Genomic DNA, 14,525 nt, shown 5'->3' with positions numbered 1-14,525 from the left:
CCGAACTCAGCAGTGAAACGATGCATCGCCGATGGTAGTGTGGGGTTTCCCCATGTGAGAGTAGGTCATCGTCAAGATTAAATTCCGAAACCCCTATCTGCGTATGCAGGTAGGGGTTTTGTTTTTGGTCGTGAGAAAATCCAGCACAAATTGGCAGAGTTATTTTTGCCTGAGAACACTAGAATAGGCCCAACTTATTCAGAGTCAGAGCCCTTATGCCGGATCCGGTTGACGCCTCCAGGCTGTCAGAATTACCGCTTGAGAACCTGGTTGCCTGTCACGAGTGCGACTTGCTGATGCGCAAGCCAGAGCTCGCCCACGGCGAAAAAGCCCTGTGCCCGCGCTGCGGTTACGAACTCTATGCCCATCGGCACAACGTGGTGCAGCGCAGCCTCGCCCTGGTCATCAGTGCCCTATTGTTGTTTGTCCCGGCGAACTTTTTACCCATCATGCAACTCAATCTACTCGGACAATCGTCGCAAGACACTGTCTGGAGCGGGGTTGTCGCGCTTTTCGATACGGGCATGCAAAGCGTTTCAGTCATTGTGTTCCTGTGCAGCATGGCTATACCGCTACTCAAGCTGCTCTGCCAATTGGCCGTCTTGCTGAGTATCCGTTTTGACGTCGGACGCAGTTATGGCTTGTTGCTCTATCGCATTTATCACCATTTACGCGATTGGGGGATGCTCGAGGTTTACCTCATGGGCGTATTGGTGGCGATCGTAAAGCTGGCAGATATGGCAGCGATCACCGTGGGCTTGGGCCTGGTGTGCTTCATCAGTTTGTTGCTGGTCCAGATCTGGCTGGAGGTCGTAATGTCCCCACACCAGATCTGGCAGGCTTTATCAGGAGAGGATGCCCATGCGGGCGATTGATGCAGGCATTCTGATTTGTATGGAATGCCATGAATTGAACAGGCAGGAAGCCGAGACGCACGAGCAAGTCTGTACTCGCTGCGGTGCGTTGGTGCACGCCCGTCGGCCGAACAGTCTGGTGCGTACCTGGGCGTTGCTGATAACTGCCGCCATTCTTTATATACCAGCCAATGTTTTGCCGATCATGACGGTGAACACTCTGGGCAAAGGCGACCCCAGCACTATCATGTCCGGCGTCATCGACCTGGTTCATTATGGGATGTTTCCTATTGCGGCCGTGGTGTTTGTCGCCAGTATCGTGGTGCCCACTTTCAAACTGGTCGGTATTGCGCTGCTGCTGTTCTCCGTGCAACGCCGACAGCCACTTTCGGCGCGGCAGCGTATCTGGATGTACCGCTTCATTGAATTCATCGGCCGCTGGTCGATGCTCGATATCTTTGTGATCGCCATCCTGGTGGCGGTGGTGAATTTCGGGCGCATTGCCAGCATCGAAGCCAATCCTGGCGCCATCGCCTTCGCCTCCGTGGTGATTCTGACGATGCTTGCCGCTGTAACTTTCGATCCCCGACTGATTTGGGATAACACGGAGTCGGACGACGACCATGACTGATTTGCCTGTAGCGAAAACCCGACCGGCCTCGAACTGGTCTGCCATTTGGGTTCTGCCCCTGATCGCCTTGATCATCGGTGGCTGGCTTGGCTGGCGTGCCTATAACGAGACCGGCATCCTGATTCAGGTACGCTTTGAAAGTGGTGAAGGCATTCAGGCCAACAAGACCGAGGTTGTCTACAAAGGCATGTCGGTCGGCAAGGTCAAAAGCCTCAAGCTCGATGACGAAGGCAACTCAAAAGGCGTCATCGCCACTGTCGAGATGAACAAGGATGTAGAGCAATACCTCAAGACCAGCACGCGTTTCTGGCTGGTGAAGCCGAGCGTGACCCTGGCCGGGATTACCGGTCTGGAGACGCTGGTATCAGGTAACTATGTGGCGATAAGCCCGGGGGAGGGCGAACCTTTACGCAAATTCAAGGCCCTGAAGGAGGAGCCGCCGCTTTCCGATGCGCAGCCAGGTCTGCACCTGACCATCAAGGCCGATCGCCTGGGTTCGTTGAATCGTGGCAGCCCGGTGTTCTACAAGCAGATCAAGGTCGGTCAGATCAAGAGCTACGTGCTCTCCGAAGACCAAAGTACTGTGGAGCTCAAAGTCTTCATTGAGCCCACCTACGCCAAGCTGGTGCGCAAACATACGCGTTTCTGGAATGCCAGTGGGATCAGCATTGATGCCAACCTCTCGGGGGTGAAAGTACGCAGTGAGTCCCTGGCCAGCATCGTCGCTGGCGGTATCGCATTCGCCACACCGGAGAATCGCAAGGACAGCCCGCCCACCGATCCCAGTTTGCCGTTCAGGCTCTACGAAGACTTCGATGCGGCGGCGGCCGGTATTCGGGTCAAGGTCAAACTGACCGATTTCGATGGCTTGCAGGCCGGCCGTACGCCGGTGATGTACAAGGGCATCCAGGTTGGCAATCTCAAGGCTTTGAAAGTAGACCCGGACCTGTCTGGTGCGACTGCCGAACTGACCATGGACCCGCTAGCTGAAGACTATCTGGTCGAGGGTACGCAGTTCTGGGTGGTCAAACCGTCGATTTCCCTGGCAGGGATCACCGGATTGGAGGCACTGGTCAAAGGTAACTACATCGCCGTACGTCCTGGTGATAAAGGCACCGCACCACAACGCGAGTTCGCGGCTCGGCCCAAGGCGCCACCATTGGATCTGCGTGCGCCTGGCCTGCACCTGGTGTTGTTCACGGAAAACCTCGGTTCGCTGGAAGTCGGCAGCCCGGTTCTCTACAAGCAGGTAAAAGTCGGTTCTGTGCAGAGTTACCAGTTCTCGCGCACCAAGAAGCAACTCGTCATTGGCGTGCACATCGAGAAGGAATACGAAGGCCTGGTCAATGCCTCGACACGCTTCTGGAATGCCAGCGGGATTACGCTCACGGGCGGGCTGAGCGGCGGGATCCAGGTGAAAAGCGAATCCTTGCAGAGCTTGATGGCCGGCGGCATTGCGTTCGACACACCGCTGGCCAAGGCGCCGCTGGAGAAGCGGGTACCAAGGTTCCGCTTGTTTACCAGCAAGGAGGAGGCTACGCAAAAAGGCGAAATCATCACGATCAGGGTCGATCGTGCCGATGGCCTGAGCACCGGTACGCCGATTCGCTTCAAGGGTCTGGATGTCGGCAAGATTGAAGACGTGGACCTGAGTGACGACCTGCAATCGGTGCTACTGACCGCGCGTATCAATGAGGTGCCGGAGCGTATCGCCCGGGTCGGCAGCCAGTTCTGGGTGGTCAAGCCTGAGCTGGGGCTGCTCAAGACTGCGAACTTGGAAACATTGGTGACCGGGAAATACATCGAGGTGCAGCCCGCATCGAAGAATCTGGGGCCGCAGAAAAACTTTGTGGCGCTGCCCAACCCACCAGAGACTGCCAAGCAGGAAGCCGGTTTGAGCCTGGTGTTGAGCGCACCGCGACGTGGATCGTTGAAGCCCGGAGTACCGGTGACCTATCGCGAAATCGCCGTGGGCAAGGTCACGGGATACGAGCTGGGTCAGACCGCCGACCGTGTGCTGATCCGCATTCTGATCGAGCCGAAGTACGCGCCATTGGTACACAGCGGTACGCGGTTCTGGAACACCAGCGGGTTCGACTTCGACGTCGGTCTGTTCCGTGGGGCGACCGTGCGGACCGAGTCCCTGGAAACCATGATCCAGGGTGGCGTTGCCTTCGCCACGCCGGACGGCGAGCGCATGGGCAGTCCGGCGCGGCCGGAGCAGACGTTTGCACTGTTTGACAAGTTCGAAGATGAATGGCTGACCTGGGCTCCGAAGATTCCCCTCGGCAAATAGTTTTCGGTGTCTGTGATGGCCTCATCGCGGGCAAGCCCGCTCCCACAGGATTTGCGCGATTTCAAAGTCGGCGCAGGACCTGTGGGAGCGGGCTTGCCCGCGAAGAGGCCATCAAACTCACTGAAAGCCCCAAGCATGTGCCCAAAATGAAAAAGGCCGCGATCCATTGGAACGCGGCCTTTTTCGTATCTAACGGTTCAACTCAAACCGCATCCAGCTCCGGCTCATCCGCCTGTTCGTTAACGGCCGCCTTCACCTGATCATGCCGACGAATGTACTTCCAGTCCGCCTCGTCGATGTAGATGCCGGCCGGTCCGCTGCCGCCTTCCAGGTCGATGGCGACACTGGCGCAGACCTGCGGCTTCACACTGGCCAGGATCGGCACGAAGCCCAGTTGCAAGCTGGTTTCCAGCAACGCCGCCTGGTTTTTCTCATCGATGTCCGCAGCTTCGTCGAGGTAGTAGGGCAGACGTACGCGACCGGCCTGGTCACGGTCCATCAAGTGCAGCAACAAGTACATGTTGGTCAGCGCCTTGATGGTCATGGTGGTGCCGTTGGAGGCAGCGCCGTCGATGTCGGTATGAATCACCGGCTGACCGTTGACCTTGGTGATCTCGAACGCCAGCTCGAACAGATCCTTGAGACCGAGCTGGTTGTGGTTGGCCGCCACCAGTCGCGCCAGGTACTCCTTGGCCTCTTCGTTCTTGTTGTCCTGCTCGGCGCTCTGGCTCAGGTCGAAGACGGACAGGGTTTCGCCTTCTTCATACTGGCCCGCGCTGTGGATGATCTGGTCGATGTGCTTGAGCGCTTCCTTGTTCGGCGCAAGGACGATGCGGAAGCTCTGCAGGTTGGACACCTGCCGCTTGTTGATCTCGCGGTTGAACAGCGCCAGCTGGTGTTCAAGGCTGTCGTAGTCGCTGCGAATGTTGCGCAGGGTCCGGGCGATGTCGGTCACCGCCGCACGACGGGCCTTGCCCAGGGTCAGGGCTTCATCAGTACGGTGCGCATAAGCGTTGATCAGCAGTGACAGACGGCGCTCCATGTCGTCTTCGCTGTCGAACTTGGCCACGCCCTTGAGGCGTACCTGTGCGTACAGGGCTTCGATCTGCCCGTCGGCGCGCAGCAGGCCTTGCCAGCTGTCCTGATAGTCGTTGAGCAGTGGCAGCAGGTTGTCCATAGAGTCGTCGACCGGGTCCATGAACGGCGTACCGAACGGCAGATCCGCCGGCAGCAGCTGACGACGGCGCAGAGCGTCATCAAGGGTGCGTTGCTTGGCTTCCATGTCGCCGATCTGCCGGCCGACCAGTTGCAGCTTGGCCGACAATTGCTGGACGCGTTCGGTGAAGGCGTCGCTGGAACGCTTCAATTCGTCCTGCGCCGCCTCCATCTGCGCCAGCTGTTCCAGCTTGTCGCCTTCTTCGGCGCTCAGGGTTTGGGCGCGGCGGAAATCTTCCAGGGCTTTCTGCGCGTCCAGCACCTGCTGGTACAGCGCTTCGGTCTGGGTTTTGCTCGCGGCGCGGTCGGCGGCCACGGCCTGTTGGGTCTTGAGTTGCTTGAGTTCTTTGTCCAGACGCTCTTTCTGATCGCGCAACGCTGCGCGGTCAGCCAACGCCTGCAGCGCTGGCGGCTCGATGTGCGAGATGTCGATGGACAGGCCCGGCACTTCGAAGCGTTCGCCTTTGAAGCCGTCGAGGATCAATTCCATGGATTTGACCCACTGACCGTCCTCGTCCAGCGTGATGCCGTGTTCGCCCAGCGGCAGGCTGAACAGTGCGCTGTTGAACAGGCGCATCAGGCGTTCGACATCTTGCTGCGAGAACTCTTCGCGCAGTCGGGCGTAGCTATTGTTGTCGGCGTGATCGAGTTGTTGCTTCACCGATTTCAGGCGTTTTTCCAGATCGCGCAAACGCTCTTCGAGGTCTTCGGCAGAGAACTGCCGCGACTGGGCCAACGCACCGGCCAGTTCGTCGTGGGCGTCCTTGGCTGCCAGCAGCTGCTGCTCCAGTACCTTGACGTCATCGACCAATGCGAAGCGATGCTTGAGCACTGACAGTTCGCCAAGCCAGCGCTGGATGCCGGTGATTTCCCGTTCCAGACGCATCAACTCTTGGGTACCACCGCGCTGATCGTTTTGCAGGGCGTCCTGCTCGTTGCGGTAGTGCTCGGCCTGAATGGTCAGCTCTTCCTTGCGCGCGCTGGCGTAATCCGACCAAGTACCCAGCAGGGAGTCGAGCAGTGGCGAGATCCGGTGCAGTTTGCCGCGCAGGATGTCGCGCTGCTTCACGCCATTGGCCAAGGCTTCGACCAACGGGCCGGCGGCGACCAGCGAGTTGTAGTCCTGCTCCATGCGGCGCACGTCGCGGAAGGCCTCTTCACAGGCGGCGATGTAATCGACGCTGCCGGAACGCAGGCTGTGCTCGAAGGCATCGAGGAACAGCTGCTTGAGCTTGGCCGCAGTGATCTCGCGCATGTGCAGCAGGTTGATGAACAGCGCACGGAAGGTCTTCAGGCTTTGCTCGCTGGTGGAGCGCAGCGGGATCAGCGTCAGGTCCAGCGGGATCGAAGTGTGACCGCCTACCAGCAGGCGGCGCAGTTCATCCGGTTTGAGCTCATAGGCTTTGAGGCCTTCGCGCTCAAGGTTGGTGAACAGTTCCTTCTGGCGCAGGCAGGTATCGTTTTTCTGGTAATGGGTCAGGTCCAGCTTGCCAGCATAGGCAAAGAACTGGTGACCGAAGCCGCCACCCGGGCCGCGACCGACCACGCCTATCACGTGCGGGCCGTGGGGCAGGTTCACTTCGACGAGGATGTAGCTGGTATCCGAGGCGAAATAGAAGCGCCGGGATTGTTCCAGGCTGTATTTGCCGAAACTCATGTCCGACATGCGCGCCAGGATCGGGAACTGCAGGGCGTTGATCGAAGCGGATTTACCGAGGTTGTTCGCGCCGTAGACTGACAGCGGCTCTTCCAGCGGAAACAGGCCAAGGCTGTAGCCGGCGGTGTTCAGAAGAGCAAAGCGGCGGATGCCGTAACGTTCATTGCTCATGCGTCGAGCTCCTGTTCTTCGGCGATGGCACGGGCCAAAGCGTCTTCTTCGCTTTCGCCCTCGAATTCACTGAGGTCCAGCGGGTCGTCGGTCTGCAGCAGTTTTTCGTCGCTGTCTTCATCGATCAGCACTGGCACCGGCAATGGCAGCACGCTATGCAGGCTGGCTGCCAGGTCACGGTCCTGCTGTACCGACAGGCAGACATCCAGGAAGCGGTGCATCGGCGGCAGGAAACGGTACACGCCGTTTTCTTCGCCGGCGAAACCGAGCTGGGTCATGCGGCGCATGATTTTTTCTTCGAGTTCTTCCTGGGTCTGCACTTCGGCCTGGATGAACAGGTCGCGGTACTTTTCCAGCAGCGATGGCAACTCATCGCGACCGAGGCTGCCGCCGTCGAGCACCGCGATCGGGTCGCGGCCCTGATCGGCCAGATGCTCGACGAGGATGAAGGTGAACAGCGCCAGACGCTGGGCAGTCTTGTTCACCGCCGCGGCGGCGAGGTCCGGCACGAAGTAGTAGAAGCCACGGGTGTCGCAGACCAGTTCGAAGCCCAGGGCCTTGAACAGCGTGCGGTACTGGTCCTGGAAATTCGACAACTGTGCGTACAGCTCCGGGTCGCGGCGGCTGACGTGGTAACCCTTGAACAGCTCGCGAAAGATCGGCGCCAGATGGGACAGTTCGGATAGATCAAGATGCATGGGGGATGCTCGCAGAATTCTCGTTACTGTCATCGCTGACCGAGAGCAGGGCGAAGGAGCGCAGGCTGACCTGGTGCTCGTGAGTATGGTATTCGCGACGTTCCAGACGCTCGCGCCTGAAGCGTTTCTCCCGGGACAGGCGCGAGAACCAGTACAGCAATTCGTCGGTGGCGCCGTCCGGCTCCTGTTCCAACAGCCAGGTCATCAGGTCCGGCATCGGCAGGGCGTCCTCGCAGCGCTCGAGCATTTCCCGAACGGTACGAGGCGCGCGCGGGGCTTCACCTTTCTGGGTCTTGTGAGCCTTGGGGAAACGCGCCGGTTTCGGTTCGAAACGGGCCAGGGCATAAACGTAGGCTTCAACCTGGCTGGCACTGCCGAGGAAGGTACTTTGCGGGCGGGTGAACATCGGCATCGCGGCTTGCGGCACAGCGTCGATGCCTTTACGGCGAATGGCCGACAAGGCCAGTGCTGCGCCACGGGTCACGGCGTTGTGGCGTCGCGCTTCTTCACGCAGCGGCAGCAGCAGCTCGCGGGCGTGACGCAGGGTCAACTGGGCGCTGGTCTGCATTTCGAGGATGCGCGCGTGGGTGCGCAACAGCATGTCATCATCGACCAGATGGCCCAGGCGTTGCTGCTCGCTGAGCATCTTCAGCAGCACCGTTTCGACCTTGCGCACGCCTTGTTCGAAGGCGCCATCGGCGTTCACCAGATCAATCATCGGCTCGACGTATTCGTCCCAGGTCGCCAGCACTTCAGCATAACGCTGACGCAGCGGGATCTGCCGGTCGCTGGTTTTCGCCCGTTCGGCGACGGCTACCAAGGCCTGTTCGTCGTTGTCGAGCTTCTTCAAAACGTCGCGAACGCGCATGTCGAGCAGGCGCAACTGGCGCGCCAGGTCGTTGCCATCGCGGATGTCGAAAGCGTCCTGGATGTAACCCGCCAGGCGTTCGAGGTGGCGCAGGTAAGCTTCAATCTCCAGGCACAGACCCAGACGGTGCTCACGGCGCAGGTAGGCGAGGAAGTCGTGGATCTGCGCATTGAGTTCGAAGCGGTTCGGGCTTTTCGCCACCGGAACCAGGATATCGAGGCGGATCCACACGTCCAGCAGGCTGGTGATGTCCTGCGGCGTACTGTCGAGTTGCTGGGCGGCCAGTTGCGTGCGCAGTTCGTTCAGGCTCAGTGTGCCTTGGTCGAAGTGCTCGCACAGTGGCTCCAGAAGTGCCCAGTGTTCAGCGAGGGCGCGCAAGACGCGCTTGGGTTCGATCATCGGAATGGCCGGCTGCTTGGCGATTAAAAGCGGCGATTGTACTGCATCGGGGGCAATGCGATTCACTCTCGGGACAGGCTGTCGCCATTTTTCATAAGTGGACTATCAGTGAAACCAATCGATCAACTGCGGGCGATCTTCAGCGAAGGGCGGTAGAATCGGCGCACTATCAGTTATCCACAAGTGGCCGACCTTTGCTTATCGAGTCCCGTCGTCGCGCTTATCTGGCCGCCATGCAGGTGGTCAATTGGCTGCCGCGCACCGAATTGCCCTTTGCTGCACCGTCGCGGCCCGAGCTGCTTGAGATACCAGAGCCGCTGGTCGTCGTGCCGCTGACTCCTGCAGCGACGCCTGTGCCTGTGGCCAAAACAGCCGCCGAGCCGACTGCCGCGCCAATTGAGCGGGCGAAGATCGAAGTGCCTCGTCCTTCACTGGCCAGCACGCGCACGGGCGCCAAGCCTGAAGAAGAGCTGGCCCCGGTCGTGGTCAAGGCGCCGGTGGTGCCGCCTCCCCGTTTTGCCCTGCAATTGCTGCGGGCCGGCCGCTGCCTGCTGCTGGTGGAGTTACCCACAGGCGAATCCTTCCAGACCCGCGATCCGGCTTACCTGCTGCTCAAAGACATGCTGCGCGCAGCCGGCCTGCCGGACAGCCCGCAAATCGTTGGCGAGCCGGTGCGCTGGCCCCTGCTGGCCCGGGGCTCGATGGATCAAGGGCCGGAAGCGGCCCGTGATTTTGTGCAAGGCTTCCTTAGCGTGCGAATGGAAGAGTCACCCTGTGTCTGTCTGTGGTTGATCGGCCTGCCCGCGGTACGGTTTGCCGGTGAGGCGGATGCCGAGGCGTTCAACCGCGAGTTGCAAATCGAAGGGCTGGGCTCGGCGTGGGCGTTGCCTGGCCTGGAATCATTAATGGAAGAGCCACAGCGTAAGGCTGATGTCTGGCAAGCCATGCGTCGGCTGATGGCGCGCTGGAAAGAATCGAATGAGTGACGCTGTATCGTTCCGCCCGATGACCGAGGCGGACCTGGAGCCCGTGCTGAAAATCGAGTACGCGGCGTATAGCCATCCCTGGACCCGCGGGATATTCCTCGACGGCCTGGGCAAGTATCAGATCTGGCTGATGTTCGAAGGCCAGCAGCAGGTGGGGCACGGGGTGGTGCAGATCATCCTCGATGAGGCACATCTGCTGAACATTACCGTCAAGCCGGAAAACCAGGGACGTGGCCTGGGGCTGACCTTGCTTGAACATCTGATGGCGATTGCCTACAAGGCCGATGCGCGGGAGTGCTTTCTGGAAGTGCGTGACAGCAATACCGCGGCGTTCAAACTGTATGAGCGATATGGTTTCAATGAGATCGGTCGGCGCCGTGATTACTATCCGGCGGTGGGCGGGCGCGAAGATGCGGTGGTGATGGCCTGTACCTTGGTGGATTGAACCAGAAAGCATCGCGGGCTCGCCCGCGATGACGCCCTCACGGGTGCCAACAATCAACGCTTGCGATCAAGCGGATCCCGCTGCGCCATCTCCGCCTCATCCAGCCCGTTACCTCCGCCGATATCGTCTTCATCAACCACGCTCAAGTCCCAATCGGCCCGACCATCTTCGCCTGCTTCACGGGCATCTCGCGCCCCGTCTTCGCGGATCAGGGTTTGCGGGCTCATGTCGTCATCGGTGGGTTCATGGTCATCGGTCGAGGCACCGGTCATGCCGGCTTCAATAACGCGCTGGCGGGGCATAAGCTGCTCACGCTCGCCCTCTGGCAATTCATCACCGATCCTGGCGCTGGGTTCTTCTTCGTCAAAATCCAGCTCATGCATCGAACCCATGCGATCTTCGTTGTCATCGATGGGCTCAGGTTGCACCGCATCGTATGGACGTCGTGAATCAGTCATGGCAATTCCTCATATACTGTGGGCCTTACAAGGGTGGACCCACCGTACTCATGAGAATTCCACCGGCGTGGAGCCGAGATAGAAATCAGGGACATTTTCCACTCACGCACGTGACCCCGACGGACGGTTGTCTGTCAAAGCTGCGCATCATTCACGAGGCTACATCCCATGAACGAATTACAAGATCTGATTGATAACAACGAGCGCTGGGCTGACGCAATCACTAAGGAAGATCCTGACTTCTTCGCCAAGCTGGCCCGCCAACAGACTCCGGAATTCCTGTGGATCGGTTGTTCCGACGCCCGGGTGCCGGCCAACGAGATCGTCGGCATGCTGCCGGGCGATCTGTTCGTACACCGCAATGTGGCCAACGTGGTGCTGCACACCGACCTCAATTGCCTGTCGGTGATTCAGTACGCGGTTGATGTGCTCAAGGTCAAACACATCCTCGTGACCGGTCACTATGGTTGCGGCGGCGTGCGTGCTTCGATGCAGGATCGCCAGTTCGGCCTGATCGACGGCTGGCTGCGTTCGATCCGCGATCTCTACTACGAAAAGCGCGAAGAGCTCGCCAAACTGGCCACCGAAGAGGAGCAGGTCGACCGCCTCTGCGAACTCAACGTGATCCAGCAAGTGGCCAACGTCGCCCATACCAGCATTGTGCAAAATGCCTGGCATCGCGGGCAGAGCCTGTCGATCCACGGTTGCATCTACGGCATCAAGGACGGTCGCTGGAAAAGCCTGAACACCACCATCAGCGGCTTCGAGCAACTGCCGCCGCAGTACCGTCTGCGCCCGGTCGAGGCGCAGTAAGGCTTACAAACTTCTGATCAAAGACTGATTGCACCCGCGCGCAGCAGGTGCAATCAGCTTTCGCTTACGGCATCACCGGCGGGGTATACGTCAGTGTCGTCCCCAGCGCCCACAGCAACACCAGCACCAGCGGTGTGTGCACCAGCAACTGTACGAACGAGAAACCGATCAGGTCCCGCGCCTTCAACCCCAGCACGCCCAGCAATGGCAGCATGTAGAACGGGTTGATCAGGTTGGGCAGGGCTTCTGCGGCGTTGTAGATCTGTACGGCCCAGCCCAGGTGGTAGTTCAGGTCGTTCGCCACTTGCATCACATACGGCGCTTCGATGATCCATTTGCCGCCGCCGGACGGAATGAAGAAGCCGAGGATCGCCGAGTACACGCCCATCAGCAGTGCATAAGTGTCATGGGACGCGATGCTGACGAAAAAGGTCGAGATGTGATGGGCCAGGGTCTGCGCATCGGCACCTTTGACCGTGGTCATCAGCGCGGCGATGGAGCCGTACAGCGGGAACTGGATCAGCACGCCCGTGGTAGTTGGCACTGCACGGGATACGGCATCAAGGAAGCTGCGCGGACGCCAGTGCAGCAGGGCGCCGACCATGATGAACAGGAAGTTGTAGGTGTTGAGCCCGGAAATCGCGGTGATTGCCGGTTTGACCGAGAACTCGTGGAACAGCCATCCGGCGGCCAGCAGCACCAGCAGAATGATCAGAAGCGGACTGTATTCCAGCCATTCACCGGGTCGGGTGCGCGGTTGCAGCGGTGGCAGGCTGAAGCTCGGGTCCACTCCGCAGGCGCTGGCGTCTCGTGCGGTGTTCGGGCCAGGGGCGGTGGCGTAGGCAACGATCACGGAAACGATGATCAAGGTCAGCAACATCACGCCGGACTGCCAGAGAAAGATTGTCTCGGTGAATGGGATTACACCGGTGATCGCCAGGATCGACGGCGGCAGGCTGGCCGGGTTGGCCTGCAATTGCGCTGCGGACGACGACAGGCCCAGGGCCCAGACTGCGCCGAGACCCAGGTAGACAGCGGCACCGGCGGCGCGGTAGTCCATTTTAAGGTCGGTACGGCGGGCCAGGGCGCGCACCAGCAAGCCGCCGAATACCAGCGACAGGCCCCAGTTCAGCAACGACGCGACCATGGATATCACCGCCACCCAAGCCACGGCGGAACGGCCGTTTTTCGGGATCCTCGCCAGGCGGTCGATCAGCTTCACAGCAGGTGGTGAGCTCGCGACCACGTAGCCACCGATCACCACGAAAGCCATTTGCATGGTGAACGGAATCAGGCTCCAGAAGCCGTCACCGAAGGCCACGGCGGCATCGGTGGGTTTGGCGCCCATGGCCAGGGTAGCCACGACGACGATAATCACTGCCAGCGCGGCAAACACCCAGGAGTCGGGGAACCAGCGTTCGGCAAAACCTGAACAGCGCAGGGCAAAGCGGGCAGAGCGGGTATCTTCGATATCAGCGGCCACGGGGGTACCTCGTATTGTTATGTTTGTTGTGGTCTTCGGGCGAGTGAGGCCCGTCTGGAAAGGCGCCAACCTTAATTCAACCCGAGTTTTTTTGCGGGGCTGTTTTGTGGCTATGGGACTTTGGTCTAACGGGTTGTCCATGGGCGCTTTTGCGTAGACCATGGGCGCCTTGGTTTATTGCCCGCACCAGAGTTCTTTTCATGACTGCCAACACCGACTCGCGCCCGGCGCCGTTCAACCGCTCGGACTACAAGACCTTGGGGCTCGCCGCCCTCGGCGGGGCGCTGGAAATCTACGACTTCATCATTTTCGTGTTTTTCGCGCTCACTCTCAGCCAGTTGTTCTTCCCCCCGGAAATGCCCGAATGGCTGCGCCTGCTGCAAAGCTTCGGGATTTTCGTCACCGGTTATCTGGCGCGGCCATTGGGCGGCATTCTGATGGCGCATTTCGCCGACCGGTTGGGGCGCAAGAAAGTCTTCAGCCTGAGCATCCTGATGATGGCGCTGCCCTGCCTGTTGATCGGCATCATGCCGACCTATGCGCAAATCGGCTATTTCGCACCGTTGTTGCTGTTGCTCCTGCGCATCTTGCAGGGGGCGGCTGTGGGTGGTGAAGTCCCGAGTGCGTGGGTGTTCGTGGCCGAGCATGCGCCGGCGGGGCATCGCGGTTATGCCCTGGGCTTTTTGCAGGCGGGGCTGACCTTCGGCTACCTGATCGGCGCATTGACCGCGACCTTTCTGGCGCAGGCATTTACCCCGGAGCAAATTCTCGATTACGCCTGGCGCTATCCATTCCTGCTGGGCGGCGTATTCGGCGTGATCGGTGTCTGGTTGCGTCGCTGGCTCAGCGAAACCCCGGTGTTCATGGCCATGCAGGCGCGGCGCGAGGCGGCCGGTGAGTTGCCACTGCGTACGGTCTTGCGTGAGCATCGCCTGGCCGTATTACCGGCCATGATCCTCACCTGCGTCCTGACCTCGGCAGTGGTGGTATTCGTGGTCATCACTCCAACCATGATGCAGAAAACCTTTGGCATGACCGCCAGCCACACCTTTGCCCTGAGTGCCTTGGGCATCGTGTTTCTCAATATCGGTTGTGTACTCGCCGGGTTGCTGGTCGATCGTATCGGCGCCTGGCGCACCGTGATGCTGTACAGCCTGTTGCTGCCGCTGGGCATCGGCGTACTTTATTGCAGCCTGATTCTCGGCAGTGACTGGATCGGGCTAGCCTATGCGGTGGCCGGGCTCGCTTGCGGGGTAGTCGGCGCGGTGCCTTCGGTGATGGTCAGCCTGTTCCCTGCGCGGATTCGGGTCTCGGGCATTTCATTTACCTACAACATCGCCTATGCCGCCTGGGCGAGCATTACGCCGCTGTTGCTCATTGGTCTGATGCCATGGAGTCCGTGGATCTGCGTGATGTTCTGCGCAGTGATGGGCGCGGTGGGTGCGGGTAGCGCGGTTTACTTCGCAAACCGAATCCCAAGCGTCGCCGGATGTCCGGCTACCGGCGTGGTGTGAGTGAAGGGGCCGTGGCGGCGGAGGCGGGGACGGTGAT

At 60.0% G+C, this 14,525-nt stretch carries 12 protein-coding genes; 7 read left to right on the top strand and 5 right to left on the bottom strand.

Annotation, left to right across the window (positions count from 1 at the left end; translation table 11 throughout):
- The first annotated feature begins 215 nt into the window (after positions 1-215).
- From KW839_RS14895 to KW839_RS14885, 3 genes are read left to right on the top strand one after another with little or no spacing between them, the layout of a single operon-like run.
- Entirely contained in the window at positions 216-875 is a 660-nt protein-coding gene (locus tag KW839_RS14895) for a paraquat-inducible protein A (protein ID WP_060542305.1), read from the top strand.
- Entirely contained in the window at positions 862-1,485 is a 624-nt protein-coding gene (locus KW839_RS14890; protein ID WP_060542304.1) for a paraquat-inducible protein A, read from the top strand. The genes KW839_RS14895 and KW839_RS14890 overlap by 14 nt, the downstream gene beginning before the upstream one ends.
- Positions 1,478-3,781, top strand: a complete 2,304-nt coding sequence (locus KW839_RS14885) for an intermembrane transport protein PqiB (RefSeq protein ID WP_060542303.1) — start codon at positions 1,478-1,480, stop codon at positions 3,779-3,781. Before KW839_RS14890 ends, KW839_RS14885 begins: the two co-directional genes overlap by 8 nt.
- Positions 3,782-3,983: 202 nt before the next feature.
- On the opposite strand, the gene mksF is transcribed toward KW839_RS14885, so the two are convergent.
- From mksF to mksB, 3 genes are read right to left on the bottom strand one after another with little or no spacing between them, the layout of a single operon-like run.
- Positions 3,984-6,824, bottom strand: a complete 2,841-nt coding sequence (gene mksF / locus KW839_RS14880) for an Mks condensin complex protein MksF (protein WP_218424726.1) — start codon at positions 6,822-6,824, stop codon at positions 3,984-3,986.
- Positions 6,821-7,522 (bottom strand): Mks condensin complex protein MksE, encoded by a 702-nt coding sequence (gene mksE, locus KW839_RS14875; RefSeq protein ID WP_218424725.1) that lies wholly within the window; start codon positions 7,520-7,522, stop codon positions 6,821-6,823. The genes mksF and mksE overlap by 4 nt, the downstream gene beginning before the upstream one ends.
- Positions 7,512-8,789: an Mks condensin complex protein MksB gene (gene mksB / locus KW839_RS14870; protein WP_218424724.1), complete on the bottom strand. Its 1,278-nt coding sequence runs from the start codon at positions 8,787-8,789 to the stop codon at positions 7,512-7,514. The genes mksE and mksB overlap by 11 nt, the downstream gene beginning before the upstream one ends.
- A gap of 233 nt (positions 8,790-9,022) precedes the next feature.
- On the opposite strand from mksB, the gene KW839_RS14865 reads away from it, so the two are divergent.
- On the top strand, positions 9,023-9,775 hold the full coding sequence (locus KW839_RS14865) for an energy transducer TonB (protein ID WP_218424733.1): 753 nt from the start codon (positions 9,023-9,025) through the stop codon (positions 9,773-9,775).
- Positions 9,768-10,220 (top strand): ribosomal protein S18-alanine N-acetyltransferase, encoded by a 453-nt coding sequence (gene rimI, locus KW839_RS14860; RefSeq protein ID WP_060539405.1) that lies wholly within the window; start codon positions 9,768-9,770, stop codon positions 10,218-10,220. Before KW839_RS14865 ends, rimI begins: the two co-directional genes overlap by 8 nt.
- A gap of 53 nt (positions 10,221-10,273) precedes the next feature.
- Here the strand turns inward: rimI and KW839_RS14855 are convergent, their stop codons facing one another.
- Positions 10,274-10,678, bottom strand: a complete 405-nt coding sequence (locus KW839_RS14855; protein WP_060539406.1) for a hypothetical protein — start codon at positions 10,676-10,678, stop codon at positions 10,274-10,276.
- Positions 10,679-10,846: 168 nt separating this feature from the next.
- Between KW839_RS14855 and can the strand changes: the two genes are divergently transcribed.
- Positions 10,847-11,491: a carbonate dehydratase gene (can, locus tag KW839_RS14850; protein WP_060539407.1), complete on the top strand. Its 645-nt coding sequence runs from the start codon at positions 10,847-10,849 to the stop codon at positions 11,489-11,491.
- A 64-nt stretch (positions 11,492-11,555) separates the two neighbouring features.
- Here the strand turns inward: can and KW839_RS14845 are convergent, their stop codons facing one another.
- Positions 11,556-12,974, bottom strand: coding sequence for a short-chain fatty acid transporter (locus KW839_RS14845; RefSeq protein WP_060539408.1), 1,419 nt, complete (start codon positions 12,972-12,974; stop codon positions 11,556-11,558).
- A 200-nt stretch (positions 12,975-13,174) separates the two neighbouring features.
- Between KW839_RS14845 and KW839_RS14840 the strand changes: the two genes are divergently transcribed.
- The gene (locus KW839_RS14840) at positions 13,175-14,488 is read left to right on the top strand and encodes an MFS transporter (protein WP_218424723.1); all 1,314 of its coding nucleotides are present in this window, start codon (positions 13,175-13,177) and stop codon (positions 14,486-14,488) included.
- The last annotated feature ends 37 nt before the right edge of the window (positions 14,489-14,525 follow it).

The sequence above is a fragment of the Pseudomonas sp. PDM31 genome (genome assembly GCF_019218965.1).
In the GTDB taxonomy this organism is placed as follows: Bacteria; Pseudomonadota; Gammaproteobacteria; order Pseudomonadales; family Pseudomonadaceae; genus Aquipseudomonas.
This window is presented reverse-complemented; position numbering and strand designations above follow the sequence as displayed.

What these genes read in the sequence shown, in the direction of transcription:
- KW839_RS14865 (WP_218424733.1), top strand. Translation starts at nt 9,023, where the DNA reads ATGCAGGTGGTCAATTGGCTGCCGCGCACCGAATTGCCCTTTGCTGCA.
- can (WP_060539407.1), top strand. Translation starts at nt 10,847, where the DNA reads ATGAACGAATTACAAGATCTGATTGATAACAACGAGCGCTGGGCTGAC.
- mksE (WP_218424725.1), bottom strand. Translation starts at nt 7,522, where the DNA reads ATGCATCTTGATCTATCCGAACTGTCCCATCTGGCGCCGATCTTTCGC.
- rimI (WP_060539405.1), top strand. Translation starts at nt 9,768, where the DNA reads ATGAGTGACGCTGTATCGTTCCGCCCGATGACCGAGGCGGACCTGGAG.
- KW839_RS14855 (WP_060539406.1), bottom strand. Translation starts at nt 10,678, where the DNA reads ATGACTGATTCACGACGTCCATACGATGCGGTGCAACCTGAGCCCATC.
- KW839_RS14890 (WP_060542304.1), top strand. Translation starts at nt 862, where the DNA reads ATGCGGGCGATTGATGCAGGCATTCTGATTTGTATGGAATGCCATGAA.
- mksF (WP_218424726.1), bottom strand. Translation starts at nt 6,824, where the DNA reads ATGAGCAATGAACGTTACGGCATCCGCCGCTTTGCTCTTCTGAACACC.
- KW839_RS14895 (WP_060542305.1), top strand. Translation starts at nt 216, where the DNA reads ATGCCGGATCCGGTTGACGCCTCCAGGCTGTCAGAATTACCGCTTGAG.
- KW839_RS14885 (WP_060542303.1), top strand. Translation starts at nt 1,478, where the DNA reads ATGACTGATTTGCCTGTAGCGAAAACCCGACCGGCCTCGAACTGGTCT.
- mksB (WP_218424724.1), bottom strand. Translation starts at nt 8,789, where the DNA reads ATGATCGAACCCAAGCGCGTCTTGCGCGCCCTCGCTGAACACTGGGCA.
- KW839_RS14840 (WP_218424723.1), top strand. Translation starts at nt 13,175, where the DNA reads ATGACTGCCAACACCGACTCGCGCCCGGCGCCGTTCAACCGCTCGGAC.